Consider the following 19,129-nt stretch of genomic DNA (forward strand, 5'->3'; position numbering starts at 1 on the left):
GGGGGGGGGGGGGGGGGGGGGGGATACTGCTAACAGCAAAGCGGTAGGCCCTTGTAAACATGTACCCGCCGGGGTATATTCTCCGGTGGCCAACAAGCTGCTGCTGCACAGACCGACCGCGTACGCCATTATGACCGTACAACCCCTCGACTTCGTTGTCTTAACAAATGAACTGGTAAATCTGGCTTCGGGAGGCGTTATTGGCAGCTCCAACCCATCCTTCTGTCGTGATATTCGACGCATATCGATAAATTCCTCCAAAAGCCCGCCGTTATCGGAAGGAATTGGTCTCGAGTCATCCTATAGGGTGCTGGACAGTGGCAGCATATACGCCTGTATGGATAACCACAGATAACCAAAGCCGGGACTCAGCAGTTGCCTGCGACGCGGAAAGACCGACAGCAGGAGAGCCGACCGCCTGTGTCGGCATCGTGTGAACCTCGGAATTGGTGGTCTCTCGCACTTGGGTTGAGCTGTGCGCGGGCCGTACACCGCCGCCCGCCCGGGATGGACGGCTCTGATGGCGTCGTTTCCCGGTCTTGGGGCGAGCTATGCAGCAGGTGGGGGATTCGATAATGCTGTCATCAGGCGAACGGCAGGTCGGGGCAGGCGTTGTCACGGAATCATGGAAGCAGATGATGGAACAGAAAGACTCACTCCTGGGTGACGATGTCCTCGAACTTGTACGTGAACTCTACCAGCTTTGGGGACATATAGATGGGGCAGCCGCAGCGCACGGCGAGCGCCACGGCGTCGCTCGGACGCGAGTCGAGCACGAGGGACTTACCATCCTGTTGGAGATGGATCTCCGCGTAAAAAACGCCCTCTCTGGCGTCGGTGATCACGACCTTCTGAACGGCCGCGCCGACGCTCTCGCACACTGATTTCAGGAGATCGTGCGTCAGCGGGCGCGGCGGCTCCTCGCCCTGTACCGCGATGGCTATGGACTGCGCTTCAAAGGGTCCGATGCCGATGGGTAGGATCACCTTCTGGTCCATGTCGGTGAGCAGCATCGAGAAGCCGCTGCTTGCCTCAGCGATGACGCTCAGGACCTTCATTTCCAGCACCGCAACCACCTTCCTTCTGTAATTCTATTCTACCACACCGGCGGGAACGTGTTCCTCCCCGCAGGAGAAATTCTCGAGAGCCGCCAATGGCGTGTCCTGTCTCGCTGAACACGAAGGAATCCGCGGTCTATGCGGCGAAACTCTCGGGGGTCGAAAGAGGCTTTTCAGGATGGGGGTCGTTCTTTGGCATCTCGCGAGGGTTTGTTCAAAGCCGCAGGCATAATCGCGTTTGTCTCTGTTGTGAGCAAGGTGTTGGGCTTCGTGCGGGAGACGTCACTCGCCGCCGTGTTCGGGGCAACCTACTTGACCGATGCGTACCTTGTCGGACAGACCATACCGATGCTCGTCTTCTCGGCCGTTGGTGCTGCGCTCGGCAACACGTTCATTCCCGTGTTCTCTCAGGTGAAACAGGAGCGGGGGCGCAGCGCGGCGTTTCGGATGGCGAACTCCGTCATCAACGCAACGCTCCTTCTATCCATCGGTTGCATCGTCCTGGGCGAAGCCCTCGCGGGTCTCCTCACACGACTTGTGGCCCCGGGTTTCGAGGGGCCGGTCCGTTCCCTTACCGTGTCATTGAGCCGTGTGATGTTCCCGATGGTCTTGTTTCAGGGTCTCTCAGGCGTCTTCACTGGCATGCTGCAGACCGAGGGCAACTTCGCCGCGCCCGCCCTTGTCAGCCTCGCTTTCAACGCGATCTTGATAACGTCCATCCTCGTGCTTGGGCCCGCGTTCGGCATCGGAGCAGTAGCCGCCGGCACTGTAGCGGCAGTGGGCGCCCAAGCCCTTCTCCAGGTGCCAGCGCTCGTCAGGCTTGGATACAGATGGCAACCCATCCTCGACCTCCGCGACGCCGGGCTGCGGCGCATCGGAGCGCTCGTGGGGCCTGTGCTTGTGGCCACTGCCGTAGGCCAGCTCGGCCTCGTTGTGGACCGGGTGCTTGCGTCGGGCCTTGCAGAAGGGAGCGTGGCGGCGCTAAACTACGGCAATCGGCTGATGGGGCTGGTCCCGGGGATCTTCGGGCTTGCCATCGTCACGGTCATGTATCCCACGCTGGCGAGCCTTGCGGCTGCCCGCGACCTCGCGCGGTTCGGGCGGGCGTTCGCCGAGGCCGCGAAGATGATCAACTTCGTTTGTGTCCCGGTGGCTGTCGGTATGGCCGTCCTTCGAGTGCCGCTGGTTCGGCTGGCGTTCGAGAGAGGTGCGTTCGACGCGCGTGCCACGGAGGCCACGGCCTGGGCGCTCCTCTTCTTTTGCGTGGGGGTGGGTGTGTTCACGCTGCGCGACATGGCGAACCGGGCGTTTTTTGCGCTTCAAGATACCACTACTCCCATGATCGTCGGGGCCGCGAGCGTCGCGGTGAACATCGCGGCGAATCTCATTCTGGTCGGGCCTCTCAAGCACGGAGGCCTGGCCTTGGGCACGTCACTTGCGGGCGTGTTCGGCGTGGCCGTGTTGCTGTGGAAGCTCCGCGCACTCGTGCGGGCGCTCGCGCTCAGCGCGGCGGCTCGCCCGGAGACTGGCGTGACGTCGGAGGCCGCGGACCAGGCTTCCCAAGCGGCATCCTGCGACCGCCGGGGCGGCGACGGTGCCTCTTGGCCCCGGTCTCACGTGGAGCGACTCGAAAGGCTTGGGCCAGAGCTCTCTCCAGGGATCGGGGGTCGTTCCATCCTGAGCTCGCTCTGGCGCGTTCTTGTGGCTTCAGCAGGGATGGGGGCGGTGGTGCAGGTTGTGCACCCGGCGCTCGAGGCCTGTGCGCCCGGGGCAGGCGTCCTAGCCCAGGGGCTGCGCCTGTTCGGGTCGGTCGCCGTGGGCGTTGTGTGCTATGCGGTCCTCGTGTGGGCGTTGAAGGTTCCCGAAGCCTGGCTCGCTGCTGATACCGCGCTGAAGATCCTGCGCCGTGTGGCGTCCGCCGTGCATCGGCGGCGCCGGCGGTGTGGCGGTGTAGAGCGCCGGTCTACGTTGTAGTTGAATGCCGCGTAATGCCGGGGACCCGCATCCCCGCGTCGCACGCGCGCACGGGCTACGTGCCTTCGCGCCTCGCCAAGCCCGGACGAGGTCCTATCGCTCCGACCCGGGCGGGCCGGCGCCGATGGACGGCTCTTGCTTTCAAACCCGTTCCCCCCTATGGCATTACCCGCTCAGTCGTGGTAAAATGTCCAGTAATACATGCAGTAATACATGCCGCGGATGGACATTTCCCCGCGTTCCGGACGTTCCAACCGCTGGGGTGGTCCTGGCATTGAAGGGAGATAGTGTGCGTATGCGGGCCGCGCCTGAACACGAGCGCTCCAAGGGAATCATCGCGAGGTACGGCGAATGGCTGCCTCGGGTCGACCCGAACGCCGTTGTCACGCTCGGGGAGGGTGGAACGCCTCTCATTGAGGCATGCGCCGTCTCCGAAGCCGTGCGGGAAGCGCAAGCGCAGGCGCAGGCGGCGGCGGGCTCCGGCACTGCCATGAGCCCGGCGGAGCCGCTCCTGGCTGATGCCGCCGGTGCAGCCGATGCCGCCCGGTCGGGCGGCGAAACGCCGCGGGTCTACCTCAAGTACGAAGGCCTCAACCCCACTGGGTCTTTCAAGGACAGGGGCATGGCTTATGCAGTGAGCAAGGCACGGGAGGCAGGCTACCGGGTCGCGGTGTGCGCGTCCACCGGCAACACGTCGGCCTCCGCAGCGGCGTACTGCGCGAGGGCCGGAATACGGCCTGTGGTAGTCATTCCCCAGGCTGCGATCGCCGCGGGAAAACTGGCGCAGGCGATAGCGCACGGGGCAGTTGTCGTGGCCGTCAAGGGCAACTTTGATGAGGCCCTTCGGGTCGTCCGCGAGCTGGTGGCGCGACACAGGATCGCGCTCCTCAACTCCCTCAACCCGGACCGTATCGAAGGCCAGAAGACCGCGGCCTTCGAGGTGTGCGACCAGCTTGGGGGGCACGCGCCGGATTACCTGGCGATCCCCGTCGGGAACGCAGGCAACATCACCGCCTATTGGAAGGGCTTTCGCGAGTATAGGGATCGGGGGAAGGTCGCGTCCGTCCCGCGCATGCTCGGATTCCAAGCGGCTGGAGCCGCGCCCATAGTTGAGGGCCGGCCCATCGAGCGGCCGCAGACCATAGCGACGGCGATAAGGATCGGAAACCCTGCGAGCTGGAAGAGCGCGGTCGCGGCCAGGGACGAGTCAGGCGGGCTGATAGAGAGCGTGACGGACGAAGAGATCCTGGACGCATGCCGTTTATTGGCGACGAGGGAAGGGGTCCTGGTAGAGCCCGCGTCCGCGGCGTCGGTTGCCGGCGTGCTAAAGCTGGCGCGCCGGGGCTATTTCCGTGGCCGGCATGGCGCCACAGTTGTGTGTGTCCTGACCGGTCACGGCTTGAAAGACCCGGACGCCATGATGCAGCTCGGGGCACAGCCGTTTGTGTCCGAGCCGGACACAGCCTCGGTGGAGGCTATCCTCGCGACGGCCGGGGCTCTGCCGTCCTAACATCTCAAACGGATAGCCGCGAGTGCTGCTGCCTTGCGACGCGTAAGTCTTGTCAAGGGAGGAAGGTGATCTTCGTGGCCGAAGTGGTCGAAGTCCGCGTGCCGGCTTCCACGGCGAACCTCGGGCCAGGCTTTGACGCCGTGGGGATGGCCATTGAGCTTTTCAACGTGGTGAGGATGGGCACTACTAGCACCACAGGCCTGGAGATCACCGTCCTCGGCGATAGCAGGGACCTGCCGGTGGACTGGACGAATCTCGTGGCGCGGTCGGCGGCCACCTTCTTCGAGGAGGTGGGGCTGCCAGTGCCGGGCCTGCGGATTCACGTTCATCAGAGGATTCCGGTTTCGCGCGGCCTCGGATCAAGCGCTGCGGCCATCGTGGCGGGGCTCGTGGGTGCCAACGCCCTTGCCGGATTCCCCCTCAATCACGACGACCTGTTCCGGCTCGCTGCAGACATAGAGGGCCATCCGGACAATGTCGGCGCCGCGCTTTTCGGAGGGCTCGTGGTCAGCGTGGCCGATGAGCGCGGCCGCCTGCGCTACATCAAAATGGGCGTTCCTACCGATCTTCACCTGGCGATCGTCATACCCGATTTCCATGTGCCCACTGAGGTCGCGAGGCGGGTCTTGCCTAAGAGCGTGACGCTGGCGGATGCGGTCTACAACATCGGTCGGACCGCGCTCCTCGTGGCCTCGATCGCGTCGGGCAGGCTCGACCTCCTGGGCGACGCCATGGCCGACAAGCTTCATCAGCCCTATAGGTCGGCTCTCGTGCCTGGGATGGATGACGTGCTCGCCTCGGCGATGCGGGCGGGGGCGCTTGGGGCTGCCTTGAGCGGGTCGGGGCCGTCGGTCGTCGCTTTCGCGAAACAGGACCCTCAGAGGGTGGCCAAGGCCATGGCGGCAACGTTCGCGGCGAGCGGTGTGAAATGCCGTGCCGTCGTGACACGGGTATGTCAGCGTGGCGCCGCTGTGGGGATGGGTTGCGATTCTGGAGCGCCTTCGAAGGGCCTGCCCGGCGAGGACAGCCCCTTCCGCGCCCGCACGGCGCTGAGGAGGATGAGGCCAAGCCGGAGACGGGCGTTGTACCGAGGCGAGGTGTACTCGTGAATCCCGGAGAGGTCGACCGCGTGAAAAGCGTCGTCGCGCGCCGCGGCGGGCGCGAGGTGCGCTGGGTTTTCTATCTCGAGGACTGTGTGTCCGGAATGAGGCGTCGCCTCGCGCCGGGGAGCGTCGACGTAGTGGTGACGTCGCCCCCTTACAATTTGGGCGTCCGCTACGGTACATACGACGACGCGATTGACAGGCGTGATTACCTGGCCTGGACTGCGGAGTGGGCGGCCGCGGTGCGGGACGTGATGTCCGACGATGCGTCGCTGTTCCTGAATGTGGGGTCCAAACCCACGGATCCGTGGGTCCCGTTTGACGTGGCCGGGGTGATGCGGGGGCTTTTCCAGCTCCAGAACGTGATCCACTGGGTGAAGTCCATCGCCATCTCCAAGGCCGACGTGGGCGATTACGGCGCGATAGTGTCAGATGTCGCGGTGGGCCACTACAAACCCATCAACGGCCGGCGCTTTCTCAACGATTGTCACGAGTACATCCTCCATTTCACGAAGACCGGCAGGGTGCCGCTGGACCGGTTGGCCATCGGCGTCCCGTACCAGGACAGGTCCAACGTCGGGCGCTGGAAGAACGCCGGCGCGGGCGTGCGGTGCCGCGGGAACACCTGGTTCATCCCGTATGACACGATCACGAGGCGAGAGAAGGACAGGCCTCACCCAGCGACGTTCCCGCCGCGGCTGCCCGAGATGTGCATAAGGTTACACGGCGTAAGTCGATGTCAGCTCGTGCTCGATCCCTTCCTGGGCATCGGTAATACTGCCATCGCGTGCGTTAGGCTCGATGTGCCGTTCGTGGGGTTCGAGATAGACAAGGCCTATTTCGATGAGGCTGTGCGCAGGGTGAAGGCGGAGGCCAAACCAGCCGAGGTAGACGGGGGTGGGCCCCGCGCGACCGGGTCGGCTGACCAGAGCTGAGCGTCGGATGCCCGTGGCGCTCACCTTCCCTCGTTGTTCCTCGCTTTCCTTCGCTTTCTCTCGCCTTCCGAGGGCTTCCGACGACTTCCAAGGGGGCCTGCGCTGCGCCAGCGTGATGGGGCGGGTGGATATGGAGCCCAGAGCCGACCCAGCGCGCATCATGACCGTGCCGGAGGAATTCCGGGAAGACTCCGTCGTCGCCGCGACAGGCAACGATTTCGTGTCGCTGCCGGAGATCGACGCCTGGGGCCGGGTCCATAGCGTGACGTTCCTGCATGCAGGCTGCGCCGGGCTCATCGAGGTGAGGGGGGCGGGTGCGGGCGGCGCCGCTCGCTGCCGGGACGGCGGGGATCGCTTGGACGCGCCTGGGCCTTGTGACCGGAATCCCTCGGCGCAGGTGCCGTTCCTCACACCCGTGTTCATATGGAACGAGGTGCCCGTGAACCTTGAGGAGCGCGCAGGGTGCCCAGACTTCAGCCTTGAAGGGGATTGGATGCCGGCATTCTCGTGGACGGGCGAGCCCGGCGCTCGAGAATGGCGGCTCCGCGCCCGCATAGTGGCTCCTCCTGACGAAAAGGGATTCTGTTATGTGCTCGAGGTCGAGAGGCTTGGGCGTGGGAGAAGCGAGCCGTCGGATGTTGGCACGGAGAAGGAGCCCATCCCAGTGGCTGGAGCGGCTGGCGGGGATGGTGGCCGGGGCGCAGAGGGCGACGATCGGTCAAGGCAACAGACGGTCCAGGCAGAACTCGGTGTGCGGCTGACATGGGGGTACACGGGAATACGGGTATTCACCTCGCGCGAGCTTCCCGTTGTCCGCGGGTGCAGGTACGACCGCTGGACCCACGGTGTGGTGGCGGAGGCCTTGGGCCCTTTGCCAGTGTTTGCGTTCGCGTTGAATGCTTCAGGCGACTTCGACCGCCTGGAGATGCACGGCCTTGCGCAAGAGGGGGAGACAGAGGTGCGCGGGCGGGCCCGCGACGGCACCGGGAGTGCGCCCATTGTCGTTAACGCCACGAGGCGTGTCACCCTCGCGCCGGGGGACCGTGCCGCCGTGGCGTTTTATGTGGCGTTCAACAGGGAGGCGGATGGCGCACGCACGACCGGCGTGCATTTGAGACGACGAGGGTGGGAGGCTCTCGAGGCGGAAACCAGGAGGTGGCTTGCGGAGCACCGGGTAGAGGTGCGTGGCCGGCGCGGGGGAAGAGAGGAGGGGGTTGTCAACAGAAACCTCCTTTTCTGCAGGTTTTTCGCGACCGGCAAAACCCTCGATTCGGAGGAGGTCGTCGCCGTCACCTCGCGAAGCCCGCGTTACTATGTGAGCGCCGCGTTCTGGGCGAGGGATGTGCTGCTGTGGGCCCTCCCCGGGCTAGTGCTCGTTGACCGTGCCCGGGCGCGGGAGGTGCTGGTTTACTCGTTTCTGGTAGGTACGAGACATGTCGGGGATCACGCTCAATACACCGATGGGCGTTCGCTCTATCCCGGATTCGAGCTGGATGAGGCTGCGGCCTTCCTGGTGGGTCTCGGGACGTATCTCGACGCGACCTCTGACCTCGAGGTCGTGGAGATGCCGGAGATACAGGACGGTATGAGGCGCGTTCTTTCGGAGATCGATATGTGGACTCTTCGGAGGGATGACGGCGCGCCCGTTCTAGGCAGGACCTTCCTCGATCCTTCGGACGATCAGGTGAAACTTCCGTTCCTTACGTACGACAACGTGCTCCTTGTGAAGGCGTGGCGCGTCGCGGCCGCTGTCCTCGACGGTATGGCTGAAGGGCGCTCCTCGTTGGCTCGCGATGAGACCTCGCGGGAAAGGCTCAGGCAGGAGGCACGTCGGCTGCGCTGCGCCGCCGAGGCCGTCGTCGAGGCCGTGCGCCGGTACTGCGTGGTGGACGGTCCCCTTGGGCCGATGTACGCGTGGGCGGTGGACCTCGCGCCAGCCTCATGCGCAACGGCGACCGCAAGAGCGGGTCTCGGCGGAAGCAGCGGAAGCGTGGGCACAGGCGCAGATGCGGACGCAGATATAGACGCAGACGCAAGCGGAGATGCAAGCGCGGATGCAGGCGCCATGCCCGCGTCGTCGGTCGTGCGACGCACGGGGATAGAGCTCTATGATAACCCACCTGGGAGCCTCGAGCTCGTGGGCTACTACGGCTACTACGGCTGCGGCCTGACCAAGGATGAGGCCCTGGTTTTGGCTAACACCAGGCGCTGGATACGGTCTTCCCACAACCCCTACTTCATTGAGGGGCGCTTTGCTGGTCCCTCTTCAGCCCATGCGCCGCACCCATGGCCCATGGCCGCGGCCAATTGCATCCTCGCCGAAGTCTCCGCTTACGAGACCACCGGAGCATGTGATGCGAACGCTCTTCGGTGCGCGGTGGAATTCCTTGTCTCGGCGCCCATGGACCTCGGGATCGCGTGCGAGAGCATCGACGAGGAGACAGGCAAGGTCAAGACAGGGGCTGCATTCGCGACAGCGGCCGGGTTCTTGGGCTACAGCCTGTGGCGCGGCATTGGCTTGCTCGCGAAACTGGCTGGTGCACCCACGTGATCCGTGCGTGGTCGGGCCGGCCGGGCCGAGCTGGTGGGCCGATGGTGCCGCGTCGTCGCGCACCGAGGCGCGGTGACGCTCATTCGTTGTCTACCCCTTGTGTATCCCGCGCTGCCATGGAATCGAGCAATTGAGCGAGCCCGGGCCTAGGTATGTTGCCAAAAGCTCGCGCTACTTTTTGGCGGAGGGGTCCTGCCCAGGGTCGCCGGTGTTGCCCTCCGGGGACGGCGCGCTTGCGGCGCGCCTCGTTCGAATTCGGCGCGGGAGACATCCGGATTCTCGACGCCCCGTCGTGCAAGCACCGGCAACCCTAGCGCCGTCAAGAAGGAAGACGAAAACTTATGGCACCATACTCAGTCTGGGCAGGACGGGGGACGAGACCCGGCGAGCCCGGATCCCTCCGGGCCTCAGGCGGACGCCAGGTGGCAGCGGACGAAATGGCCATCAGGCGGCAGCACGCCAGGCAGTGACAGCGGCAACGCGCCCGGCGGCACTGCCTCAGCCTGTCCAGCGGGCGTTCCTCCGGCCTCGCGGAGCGCCGCGGCCTCTACTTCGCATTCTCTCCTGCGGCGCGGGCAACGCGGATGAAAGCGGCAGCCTTGCGGGGGATCGATTGGAGTGGGCACCGCTCCTCCGAGGACGATCCGCCGGCGACGGCCGCGTCGCTCTATGCTGGGGATCGCCGACAGAAGGGCCTGCGTGTATGGGTGGAGGGGGTTCTCGAACAGCTCGTCGGTGCGAGCCACCTCAACTATCTGTCCGAGGTACATGACGGCGACCCTGTGGCTGATATGGTAGACCACTCGGAGATCATGGGTGATGAAAAGGTACGAGAGCCCGAACTCGTCCTGAAGCCCCTGTAGGAGGTTGATGATCTGAGCCTGCACCGAGACGTCCAGGGACGAGAGTGGTTCGTCTGCCACCACGAACCTGGGGCGCATCGCAAGCGCCCGCGCAATGCCGATACGCTGGCGTTGTCCGCCGCTGAACTGGTGCGGGTACCTGTCTATGTGGTCCTCGCGCAGGCCTACCCGGCGGAGGAGGGCCATGGTCTCTGCCTCGCGTTCGCCGCTGGGCACCCCGCGTGCGGCGAGGGCGACTCCGAGGATCCTGCGCACCGTGTGACGGGGGTTGAGGGAGCTATAGGGATTCTGAAAGATGATCTGCGCGTGGCGCCGAAGGTGACGCCGGGGCATGGCGTGCGGCCCGGTTATGGGCTTCCCCTCGAACGTGACCTCGCCTGAGGTGGGCTCGTACAGGCCGACGATCGTGCGTCCGAACGTGCTCTTGCCGCAGCCCGACTCGCCGACGAGGCTGAGAGTCTCGCCGGGGTACACGTCCAGACTCACCCCGTCAACGGCCCTGACGGTGCGGTCCTTGGCCCCGGCCAGGCACCGGGCGAGGAGGGTCTCGTGAAGCACGAAATACTTGGAAACATCGCGTGCCGACAGCAACGGGACGGGATGCGACATCTGGTTCTTCATGAGAGCGTTCTCCCTAATTGCGGCACCCAAGAGAGGGTGAGGACGAGGACCGGCGTTCCCTCGCTTGGCGACCGACGCATCCTACCGGCGCTTCCACCGGCGTCAGCCTGAGTGTACCATATTGACGAAGGGCTGGCAACCGAGCCGCAGCCAGGACACTCCACGCTCCCGTTGCGAGCCTACGTCAATCACTGCAATCACGGCCATGGCGAGATTACAAGTCGCTCAAGCGTCGTCATAAGAGGTCGTCGAGGCATCGAGTAGTGGAAATGAGGTCCGTCTAGGTATGTCGCCACAAGCTCGCGCTACTTTTCGGCGGAGGGGTCCTGCCCAGGGTTGCCGGTGTTGCCCTCCGGGGACGGCGCGCTTGCGGCGCGCCTCGTTCGAATTCGGCGCGCAAGCCTGCCGAATTCTCCACGCCCCGTCGTGCAAGCGCCGGCAACCCTTACTCCGTCAACAAAGGGGTGAAAACTTGTGGCGCCATACTTGGCTCGTGGCACACGCTCAAAGGAGAGATCCGATCACCCAGGCAAGGATGCCTGCAAGGAACGGCAGCAGCAACGTGCTTGCGACTTGAATTGCGGTAAACCTGCCTCCCATCACCGCGGCTTGGAAGGGCAGGCGTCCTATGGAAAGAAGGCCCCATGCGCAAACCATGGCCACCCCGGTGGGGATGCCTGCGCCCATTTGCATCAACGTGGCAAAGAGCGGCATCGCCGCATACGGCGACCCCGGAAAGAGCGCCCCTATCAGGGAGCCCAGGGTTATCCCACGCCACCCGGAAGAAGCGCCAAGATGGCGCGTGATGAACTCTCTTGAGACGAGAGTCTGGAAGAGCGTTGCCAAGACCATGGATGATATGATGAGAAGAGCGTACCTCAGGGAGAGCGCAAGACCGCTTTTAAGCCCGGATAAGGCAGGCGCAGGCCCTTTTATCCCCCAGACGATCGCAAAAAGGATCAAGGAAGCTCCCAGGAATCCAAGGGTCGTCGAGTCCAGGAGCTTACCCATCGCTCTCACCCCCTGCCGTGGCATATCGTTTGGAGTAGTCCTTGACGGCTTGAAGAAGGGAACTTACGTCTTCTCCTATTCTTCGCGTTCAAGTTGAGCCCATGGCCCTGAAGCCCTCTCCAAGGACTTCGTGAGCGTGACTGACGGTCACGAAGGCCTTCGGATCCTCTTGCATGATGAAGTTCTTTAAGGACACAAACTCCCTTCTGTTCAACACCGTGTAGATGACATTGAGCTCCCTACCTGAGTACCCTCCCTGCGCGCGAAAGAGCGTGACCCCTCTTTCAAGCTGATCCATGATGAATCTTGCAATGGCGTCGGGTCTCGATGTCATTATGAAAACCTGCATGGCGACATTGAGGCCCTGCACTGTGTAATCCACGACGGATCCGTTGAAGATGACAGCAAGGAGCGCGTACAAACCTTTTTCGAGGCCGAAGACGCTGGCGGCGAGAAGAGTTATGACAGCATCCGTCACCAGGAGGGACTTCCCGATATCCAGATGGGTGTATTTGTTTATTATCTTGGCCAATATATCTGTGCCTCCGCTAGAAGCGCCCTGGTTGAAGATCACTCCCATTCCCGCGCCTGATACCGCGGTGCCTATGAGCGCCGCCACGAGAAGATCGCTGGTCAATGGCTCGTGCAGAGGAAGAAGTCTCTCGAGGAGCCAGACCAAAGCTGATAAGCCGAGGCTTGCGTAGATCGTCTTGGTTCCGAATCCGACGCCCAACGCGACAAAAGCTATGAAGAAAAGTGCGATATTCACTAGGAGCATGAGCAACCCGATGTCCAGAGAGGTAACGTAGTGTCCTATCAGCATGCTGATGCCCATCGCTCCGCCAGCCGCCAGCTCTGCCGGTATGAGGAAGAAGTGCAGCCCTATGGCAAGGAGAACTACACCGCACGTAATAATGGCATATTCTCTGAGTGTCTTCACGAAACACCGTCGTTCTTCTGGGAGGGGCCATTTCATAAACAGTGTACGATGCCACCTTTAGACCTAGCATTAGCCACCCATGCCTGGAGCCCGTAGTTTTCCGCGCTTGTATGGCGGACCACGAAATGAGCCTCACAGGTCCTAAACACAGCCAACCTCGAGGTCATGAATGGCCGGGCCGAGATCTGATCAACCGTTGTGCCCCGTGAGGCTCCGAGCGGTCGTGCTGCGCCCATTGTCTTCTATGATCTCAACTTCGAATTCGCCGACCTATAGGGTCATCCTACAGAATAGACCCTTCGACATAGTCGAACAGCTTCCTTCCGAAGGAACGGTATGCAGAACGAGAACCTCGAACTTCCCTCTCAAGAAGGCGCGATCTTTACGCCGCCGAGCACCGACAAGAGCAGCCTTCAGATAATTGGAGGTAACTGGCAATGGTTGACGGGATCGGAGTGGGAGTGGTAAAATGAAGGCAACTGAATAGTCGCGTCGGTTTCCGCCGCACGAGAACCGCATGCGGCCGCTGAATCTTCCCCTACGGGAAGAACGGGGGAACCAGAATCCCAAGGGTCGGGGCGAGTCCTGCGGGAAGCGCAGGTAGGGCCAGCTCCTTCGGTCCGAGCCCGTCAGCTAACCTCGTAAGCGTCGAGAGGGGGACGCCTTTTCAATGCCCAGGGTCTCCCTGGGCATTTGTTATCCCGAGCTGCCCTGCTGCCCTGGGTTTCTCGCTCTCGAGTCGTCTCCCCCGTGTACCTCAAAACGGACTACGGCACGCTGTGAGCCTCTGCCACCTCTCGCAGAAGCGACTTCGGCGTACCGAACGAGTCACCATCACGTGTCACAGCCGTCTCAGTTCGCGAAGGCCTTCGCGCGGCACGCTGCGCGGTCGGGCTACCTACAGTACCCACAGCATACGGCACGCCTGGTTGGCGCGGCTAGGCTTTGCTTCCGGTGGATGGCGCGCGTGCGGCTTTGTGTGCGGCTTTGTTTCCGGCGCCGGGCTTGTAACGCGTGCGGGCAGCGCGCGGCTCAAGCTCGAAATCCCTGACGCAGAGGAAGTAGAGGAGGCGTGAGAGATGAAAGCGAGCCTGATGCTCAGAAGGGCCTCTTGGTCCGTCGTTGCTCTGACGGCGGTCTTGCTCCTTGTGTTCCTGACAACGGGAGCTCCCGAAGGCGGAGCCGCGCAGGCGGCCGGGAAGACCCTGGCCGTGGTGATCGATGCTGAGGCGAACAGGGCTGACGAAGCGGAGGCCATCGCTGCGGACCTCCGTGCGATCGGGATCGACGCCGACGTGCGCATTTGGGAGTGGAGCGCGCTTAAAGACAGCGCCCTCAAAGGGGAACGACAGATGTATCTCACCGACTGGGGCAGCGCGTACTTCGATCCGTTCGACCTCGCTGTGCCCAAGCTCCGCACGGGTGACCGCGGCAACTACTCGCACTATAGCAACCCTGCGTTCGATCGTGCGATAGACGCAGCTCTCACCACCATCGATCCGGAAGCCAGGCGGAGAGCCTACTACGAGGCCCAGTCTATCCTCTGCGACGACGCCCCGTGGATCTTCGGGTATTACCTGAGTGAAACCGAGGCCGCGAGGGCCGAGGTCACGAATTGGCAGCCCGCGATGGATTCGCGCATCAACCTGCACGACGTGGGGCTTGTGAGGGGAGGTACCATCGTGGTCGGTATGAAAACCGACAAGATCGTCACCCTCGACCCAGCCATGCACCGCGAGCGTGACACCGAGACAGTGATCCGCAACATGTTCGACGGGCTGGTCACGCGCACGTGGGATGGGAAGGTCGTGCCGGAGATCGCGGAATCCTGGACGACTCCTGCAGATAACGTGTACGTTTTCAAGATCCGTAAGGGCATCAAGTTCCATAACGGCGAGGAGCTGGACGCCGACGACGTGGTGTTCACGTTCGAGCGGATATTGAAAGAAGGTGCCATCGCCGGGCGGTCGTCTCCTCGCGCAAGCCTTCTTGGACCCGTCGAGAAGGTGGAAAAGATCGACAAGTACACTGTGAGGTTCACGTTGTCGAGCCCCTTCCCCGTGTTCCTTCAGGCGCTGGTGCAAACGCAGGTGGTCCCGAAGGACTACATACAAAGGGTCGGCGACGAAGAGTTCGCGAGGAATCCTGTCGGCTGCGGTCCCTTCAAGTACGTTGGCGGACGGCTTGACGATCAGATCGTGATGGAGCGGTTCGACGACTACTACGGCGGTTCGCCAGACCTCCCCCCGGTAGGTCCAGCAAAGGTCAAGCGGGTCATCTTCAGGATGATGCCCGATCCCACGGTCCGCATCACGGCGCTCAAGGCGGGGGAGGTGCAGATCGTGCAGCAAGTGCCGCCGGACCTTGCGGCGAACCTTCGCAGGGACAAGAACGTGCAGGTCAAAGCGGTCGAAGGCACGCGGGTCTACTGCGTGGAGTTGAATTGCGCCAAGCCACCATTTGACGATGTTAGGGTGCGAAAGGCGATGAACTACGCGGTGAATTGGGACAGGATCCTCCAAACCATTTACGGTGGCACGGCGACGCGGCTTGCCACAGCCTTCCTGCCGAGCGGGTTCGGGTTCAACCCAGATCTCAAGCCTTATCCGTACGATCCTGAAAGGGCCAAGGCCCTTCTGAGTGAAGCGGGCTATTTGGTGAGATGATGTGCGCGGCGCTGCGACATGGTAGGCTTGACGCAGCGAACGCAGCGGGGTTGGCCCGGCCGGGGCGACGCTACTGGCAAAAATGGGGGGATGCAAGTGCGAAGAACGCATGTGCAGATCCTTGAGAGGGTGCTCGCGACCGTACCCATCGCGCTTGGTGTCGCCATAGCGGTGTTCGTCCTCATGCGGCTCATGCCGGGCGACCCTGTTGACATCATGATGGGCGAGGCGGGAGGCGTGACTCAGGACGATGTCGATGCCCTCAGGGCTGAGCTCGGCCTGGACCGGCCCCTAGCCTCTCAGCTCGGCGCGTACCTCGCTGGGCTTGCCCGTGGGGATCTGGGACGGTCCATTCAGAGCTCACGACCGGTCACCGACGTGATCTTGGAAGCCCTGCCGGCCACCATCGAGCTTGCGCTATACTCTCTGGTGTTTGCGCTGGCGCTGGCGGTGCCGATCGGGGTCATCTCCGCGCTCAGACAACGCTCTATCATCGACAGGGCCAGCATGGCCGGGTCTTTCCTGGGGATCTCCATGCCCGCGTTTTGGCTCGGATTGCTCGGGATAATCGTGTTCTCGCTGCACTTGGGCTGGTTGCCTACATCCGGGCGAATCACCTACGGATACGAGCCCGAGACCATCACGGGCCTCTTCACGGTGGACGCCATCCTTACAGGGAACATCCCGGCGCTAGTAGATTCCCTTAAGCATCTGGTGCTGCCCGCCGCAACGCTGGGCGCCGGGGTGGCAGGAGTAGTAGCGCGTGTCGTACGTTCCAGCATGCTAGAAGTGCTGCGCGCAGATTACGTCCTCTTCGCGAGAGCGAAGGGCGTTCCCGAGAGATCTGTCACGGTCCGACACGCCTTGCGCAACGCGCTCATTCCCACCGTCACCGTGGTGGGCCTCCAGGTCGGCACGCTTCTCGGCGGCAACATGATCGTCGAGACCATCTTCGGCTGGCCGGGCTTGGGTCGCGTCGTGGTCGATGCCATCTTCTCCAGGGACTACCCGCTGGTCCAGGCGGCTGTGATGGTGTATGCGTTGACGTTCGTTTTGGTGAACCTCGCCACGGATGTGCTGTATACGTACCTGAATCCGAAGATGACCCTTTAGCTAGAGCTAGGCACGTCGCCAGCGGGTTCGCGCGACTTTTCAGCGCGCAAGTTCCGCCCAGGACCCAGAGAGGATCAAGTGGGTCCAATGCCACCGACCTTTTCGCCGGGCCCGGGGAGGGCGGGCTTGCGGCGCGACTAGCTCAGATGCGGCCTGCGGGGTGGCGGGATTCGGAGCACTCCATAGCGCAGGCGGCGGCCACCCTGGCCGCGCCACGAGTGCCGTGGGAGGCTGGAGACGAAAACGCGCGGCATCACACCCAGTCTCCTCGAACGAACGCAACCGAACATAACCATGGAAGGGAGGGACGACCTTTGCGAGACTCACCAGTATGCATGGACGAAATGGACATCACAGGCAAACGATATGTTGCCCCGCCCGGGGCGACGACGAGGCCGGCGAGAAGGACAATGCTGCTTGGGCTCGCAGCAAAGGGCCTCCGTGCGACAAGGAACTTCCTTGCTTTCGCGCGGCAAATGGCCAAACATCCATCGGCCGTCGTGGGCGCGGCTGTGATCCTGGTTTACGTGGCGGCCGCCATCTTCGCGCCGTGGGTCGCGCCCCGCGCTCCGGACGAGGTTTCTCTCTCCGAGCGCCTGACGCCACCGAGCTGGACCGGCCCGTTCCCGCTCGGCTCCGACCAGCTCGGACGGGATATTCTATCGCGGATAGTATACGGAGCCAGGGTCTCGCTTCTCGTGGGGGTGCTCACAATCGTCATTTCCGTGGCGGTTGGGGTGGGGCTCGGGGTCGTGGCAGGGTATTTCCGAGGACCCTTTGACAGGCTCGTCTCGGGGTTCACTGACCTGCTCCTTGCTTTCCCTTACCTCATCTTCGTCATCGGAGCCATGGCCGTTCTCGGGCCAGGGTTCTGGAACCTCGTTTGGGCACTGAGCTTCAAGGGATGGGTGGAGTTTTACCGGCTGGCGAGGGCCGAGGTCATGTCGGAGAAGACCAAGGAGTATGTGGAGGCCGCAAGGGCGCTCGGGCGCTCGCACGCAGCCATCATCTGCTTCGAGATCCTGCCTAACATCGTCCATTCGATAGTGGTCCTGGGGACGCTGCGCATGGGCAACATGATCGTGTTGGAGTCGTCCTTGAGCTTCCTAGGCCTCGGAATACCGCCGCGCATCCCAGCCTGGGGGTCGATGATAAACGACGGCAGGCGGTACATGCTCACCGCATGGTGGGTCGCGACGTTGCCCGGGCTCGCCCTGGTGGTGCTCGTCCTCGCCATCAACCTCGTCGGCGAGGCTCTCCGCGACATCCTCGACCCGAGGTTGAAGGAGGTGTGAAGCAAGTTGGAGGAACTAGACATGGCCCCGGGGCGAGCGACGCCCGGTAGAGCCGGAGAAGATGGCCGGATCGTTCTCGAGGTGCGCGACCTTTCAACGGTATATCCCACTGACCGAGGCGACGTTCAGGCCGTGCGGGGCGTGAGCCTGACCATCAGGCACGGAGACATCCTCGCCATCGTGGGCGAGTCCGGTTGCGGGAAGAGCGCCACGCTGCTTTCGATGATGCGGCTCGTGCCTCACCCCGGGCGGGTCATCGGCGGGAGCGTCGTGTTGGATGGTCGGGACCTTATGGAGATGCCTCCTCGGGCGATGCGCGAGGTGCGGGGCAGGGACATCGCAATGGTGTTCCAGGACCCCATGACCACGCTCAATCCTGCCTTCCGCGTAGGCGACCAAATAGCGGAGTCGCTCAGAGTTCACGGGCTTCTCCCCCGCTTTCCCACTAGCCTATTGCGGGCGAGCCGGGCACGAGAGCGCGATATGGTTGTGGACCTGATGAAAAAGGTCGGCATACCATCGCCGGAGACACGACATCTTGAATACCCGCACCAGTTCAGCGGGGGGATGCAACAGCGGATCCTCATAGCGATAGCGCTTGCTTGCAAGCCCAAAGTGCTGCTGGCAGACGAGCCTACCACCGCACTGGACGTGACAGTCCAGGCCCAGGTGCTTGATCTTATGCGTGAGATCAACAAGGCCACCGGCACTGCGATCGTGCTCGTCACACACGACCTGGCGGTGGCTGCGGAGTTTTGCCGTGATCTGGCGGTCATGTACGCGGGTCAGATCGTGGAGCAGGGACCCATCGACGTGGTGCTCGACGAGCCCATGCATCCCTATACACGTGGGCTTCTGCGCTCCGTCCCGCGTCTCGGCGATAGAAAGCCGCTTATGCCGATCATGGGCGAGGTGCCAGACCTTGCCACCTTGGGGCCGGGCTGCAGCTTTGCCCCACGCTGCGAGATACGCACGGCGGGTTGCGACCTCTCGGCGCCCGAGCTTCTATCGGTCGGTGACGGCCGCCTCATCCGGTGCCACGCCTATGACAACTAGCGACGTTCACTCCGGTCCGTCGCCGTGGCTCGGCGGCAGCGCCAGCGGGCCGCCGGGTGCGGATCATCGCGCGACGGGCGGTCAACGAACACAAGCGCCCAAAGGTCTTGGCCCAACGGCTCGTCCAGGTGAGTCGCCGGAACCTCCACGCTACCTCTCAGCGTGCAAATCCCGCCCAGCGACGCCAGCCCCGCCCTCTGGGTAGGCCGAGTCTACGGCCTGTGGCGCGCGGCTTGCGGCGCGCCACGCATAATTTGCGTTCAGCCGTGAATCATAAGGATATGGCACAAGTTCCCAGGGCGAGAAGAGAACTAGGGTGTAATGTCAAGAGGGTTTAGAGAGGAATTTTCTGGGGCATATTTGGGTATCGGGCAATAGGATGCCCGGGCGGTTGCGCGGTCAGATTTTGCAATCGCCGGTGTTCCTTGAAAAC

General features: G+C 63.2%; 13 protein-coding genes. 9 read left to right on the forward strand and 4 right to left on the reverse strand.

The window, feature by feature from the left end; translation table 11 throughout:
- Positions 1 to 653: 653 nt before the first annotated feature.
- The gene (locus tag GX515_12315) at positions 654 to 1,058 is read right to left on the reverse strand and encodes a bifunctional nuclease family protein (GenBank protein ID HHY33779.1); all 405 of its coding nucleotides are present in this window, start codon (positions 1,056 to 1,058) and stop codon (positions 654 to 656) included.
- Positions 1,059 to 1,250: 192 nt separating this feature from the next.
- On the opposite strand from GX515_12315, the gene murJ reads away from it, so the two are divergent.
- From murJ to GX515_12340, 5 genes are all read left to right on the forward strand, one after another.
- On the forward strand, positions 1,251 to 3,032 hold the full coding sequence (gene murJ, locus GX515_12320) for a murein biosynthesis integral membrane protein MurJ (protein HHY33780.1): 1,782 nt from the start codon (positions 1,251 to 1,253) through the stop codon (positions 3,030 to 3,032).
- 490 nt (positions 3,033 to 3,522) lie between these two features.
- Positions 3,523 to 4,542, forward strand: coding sequence for a threonine synthase (locus GX515_12325; protein HHY33781.1), 1,020 nt, complete (start codon positions 3,523 to 3,525; stop codon positions 4,540 to 4,542).
- 74 nt (positions 4,543 to 4,616) lie between these two features.
- A complete protein-coding gene (locus GX515_12330; GenBank protein HHY33782.1) occupies positions 4,617 to 5,651 on the forward strand; it encodes a homoserine kinase in 1,035 nt (344 codons plus the stop codon).
- Between the two features lie 95 nt (positions 5,652 to 5,746).
- Positions 5,747 to 6,580, forward strand: a complete 834-nt coding sequence (locus GX515_12335; GenBank protein HHY33783.1) for a site-specific DNA-methyltransferase — start codon at positions 5,747 to 5,749, stop codon at positions 6,578 to 6,580.
- Between the two features lie 130 nt (positions 6,581 to 6,710).
- A complete protein-coding gene (locus tag GX515_12340; GenBank protein ID HHY33784.1) occupies positions 6,711 to 9,131 on the forward strand; it encodes a glycoside hydrolase family 125 protein in 2,421 nt (806 codons plus the stop codon).
- 407 nt (positions 9,132 to 9,538) lie between these two features.
- On the opposite strand, the gene GX515_12345 is transcribed toward GX515_12340, so the two are convergent.
- The 3 genes from GX515_12345 to GX515_12355 form a co-directional block, all read right to left on the reverse strand.
- On the reverse strand, positions 9,539 to 10,603 hold the full coding sequence (locus GX515_12345; GenBank protein ID HHY33785.1) for an ATP-binding cassette domain-containing protein: 1,065 nt from the start codon (positions 10,601 to 10,603) through the stop codon (positions 9,539 to 9,541).
- A gap of 516 nt (positions 10,604 to 11,119) precedes the next feature.
- Entirely contained in the window at positions 11,120 to 11,626 is a 507-nt protein-coding gene (locus GX515_12350; GenBank protein ID HHY33786.1) for a hypothetical protein, read from the reverse strand.
- A gap of 88 nt (positions 11,627 to 11,714) precedes the next feature.
- A complete protein-coding gene (locus GX515_12355; protein ID HHY33787.1) occupies positions 11,715 to 12,602 on the reverse strand; it encodes a YitT family protein in 888 nt (295 codons plus the stop codon).
- A gap of 1,058 nt (positions 12,603 to 13,660) precedes the next feature.
- Here GX515_12355 and GX515_12360 point away from each other — a divergent pair.
- The 4 genes from GX515_12360 (at position 13,661) to GX515_12375 (ending at position 18,696) form a co-directional block, all read left to right on the forward strand.
- Entirely contained in the window at positions 13,661 to 15,232 is a 1,572-nt protein-coding gene (locus GX515_12360; protein HHY33788.1) for a peptide ABC transporter substrate-binding protein, read from the forward strand.
- Positions 15,233 to 15,322: 90 nt separating this feature from the next.
- Positions 15,323 to 16,345: an ABC transporter permease gene (locus tag GX515_12365; protein HHY33789.1), complete on the forward strand. Its 1,023-nt coding sequence runs from the start codon at positions 15,323 to 15,325 to the stop codon at positions 16,343 to 16,345.
- 410 nt (positions 16,346 to 16,755) lie between these two features.
- Positions 16,756 to 17,640 (forward strand): ABC transporter permease, encoded by an 885-nt coding sequence (locus GX515_12370; GenBank protein HHY33790.1) that lies wholly within the window; start codon positions 16,756 to 16,758, stop codon positions 17,638 to 17,640.
- A 21-nt stretch (positions 17,641 to 17,661) separates the two neighbouring features.
- Positions 17,662 to 18,696, forward strand: a complete 1,035-nt coding sequence (locus tag GX515_12375) for an ABC transporter ATP-binding protein (protein ID HHY33791.1) — start codon at positions 17,662 to 17,664, stop codon at positions 18,694 to 18,696.
- The last annotated feature ends 433 nt before the right edge of the window (positions 18,697 to 19,129 follow it).

The sequence above is a fragment of the Bacillota bacterium genome, assembly GCA_012842395.1.
Classification (GTDB): domain Bacteria; phylum Bacillota; class SHA-98; order UBA4971; family UBA4971; genus UBA6256.

Coding starts and splice junctions, on each gene's coding strand:
- GX515_12315 (HHY33779.1), bottom strand. CDS start 1,058: ATGAAGGTCCTGAGCGTCATCGCTGAGGCAAGCAGCGGCTTCTCGATG.
- GX515_12325 (HHY33781.1), top strand. CDS start 3,523: ATGAGCCCGGCGGAGCCGCTCCTGGCTGATGCCGCCGGTGCAGCCGAT.
- GX515_12335 (HHY33783.1), top strand. CDS start 5,747: ATGAGGCGTCGCCTCGCGCCGGGGAGCGTCGACGTAGTGGTGACGTCG.
- GX515_12340 (HHY33784.1), top strand. CDS start 6,711: ATGGAGCCCAGAGCCGACCCAGCGCGCATCATGACCGTGCCGGAGGAA.
- GX515_12345 (HHY33785.1), bottom strand. CDS start 10,603: ATGTCGCATCCCGTCCCGTTGCTGTCGGCACGCGATGTTTCCAAGTAT.
- GX515_12350 (HHY33786.1), bottom strand. CDS start 11,626: ATGGGTAAGCTCCTGGACTCGACGACCCTTGGATTCCTGGGAGCTTCC.
- GX515_12355 (HHY33787.1), bottom strand. CDS start 12,602: ATGAAATGGCCCCTCCCAGAAGAACGACGGTGTTTCGTGAAGACACTC.
- GX515_12360 (HHY33788.1), top strand. CDS start 13,661: ATGCTCAGAAGGGCCTCTTGGTCCGTCGTTGCTCTGACGGCGGTCTTG.
- GX515_12365 (HHY33789.1), top strand. CDS start 15,323: ATGCAAGTGCGAAGAACGCATGTGCAGATCCTTGAGAGGGTGCTCGCG.
- GX515_12370 (HHY33790.1), top strand. CDS start 16,756: ATGCTGCTTGGGCTCGCAGCAAAGGGCCTCCGTGCGACAAGGAACTTC.
- GX515_12375 (HHY33791.1), top strand. CDS start 17,662: ATGGCCCCGGGGCGAGCGACGCCCGGTAGAGCCGGAGAAGATGGCCGG.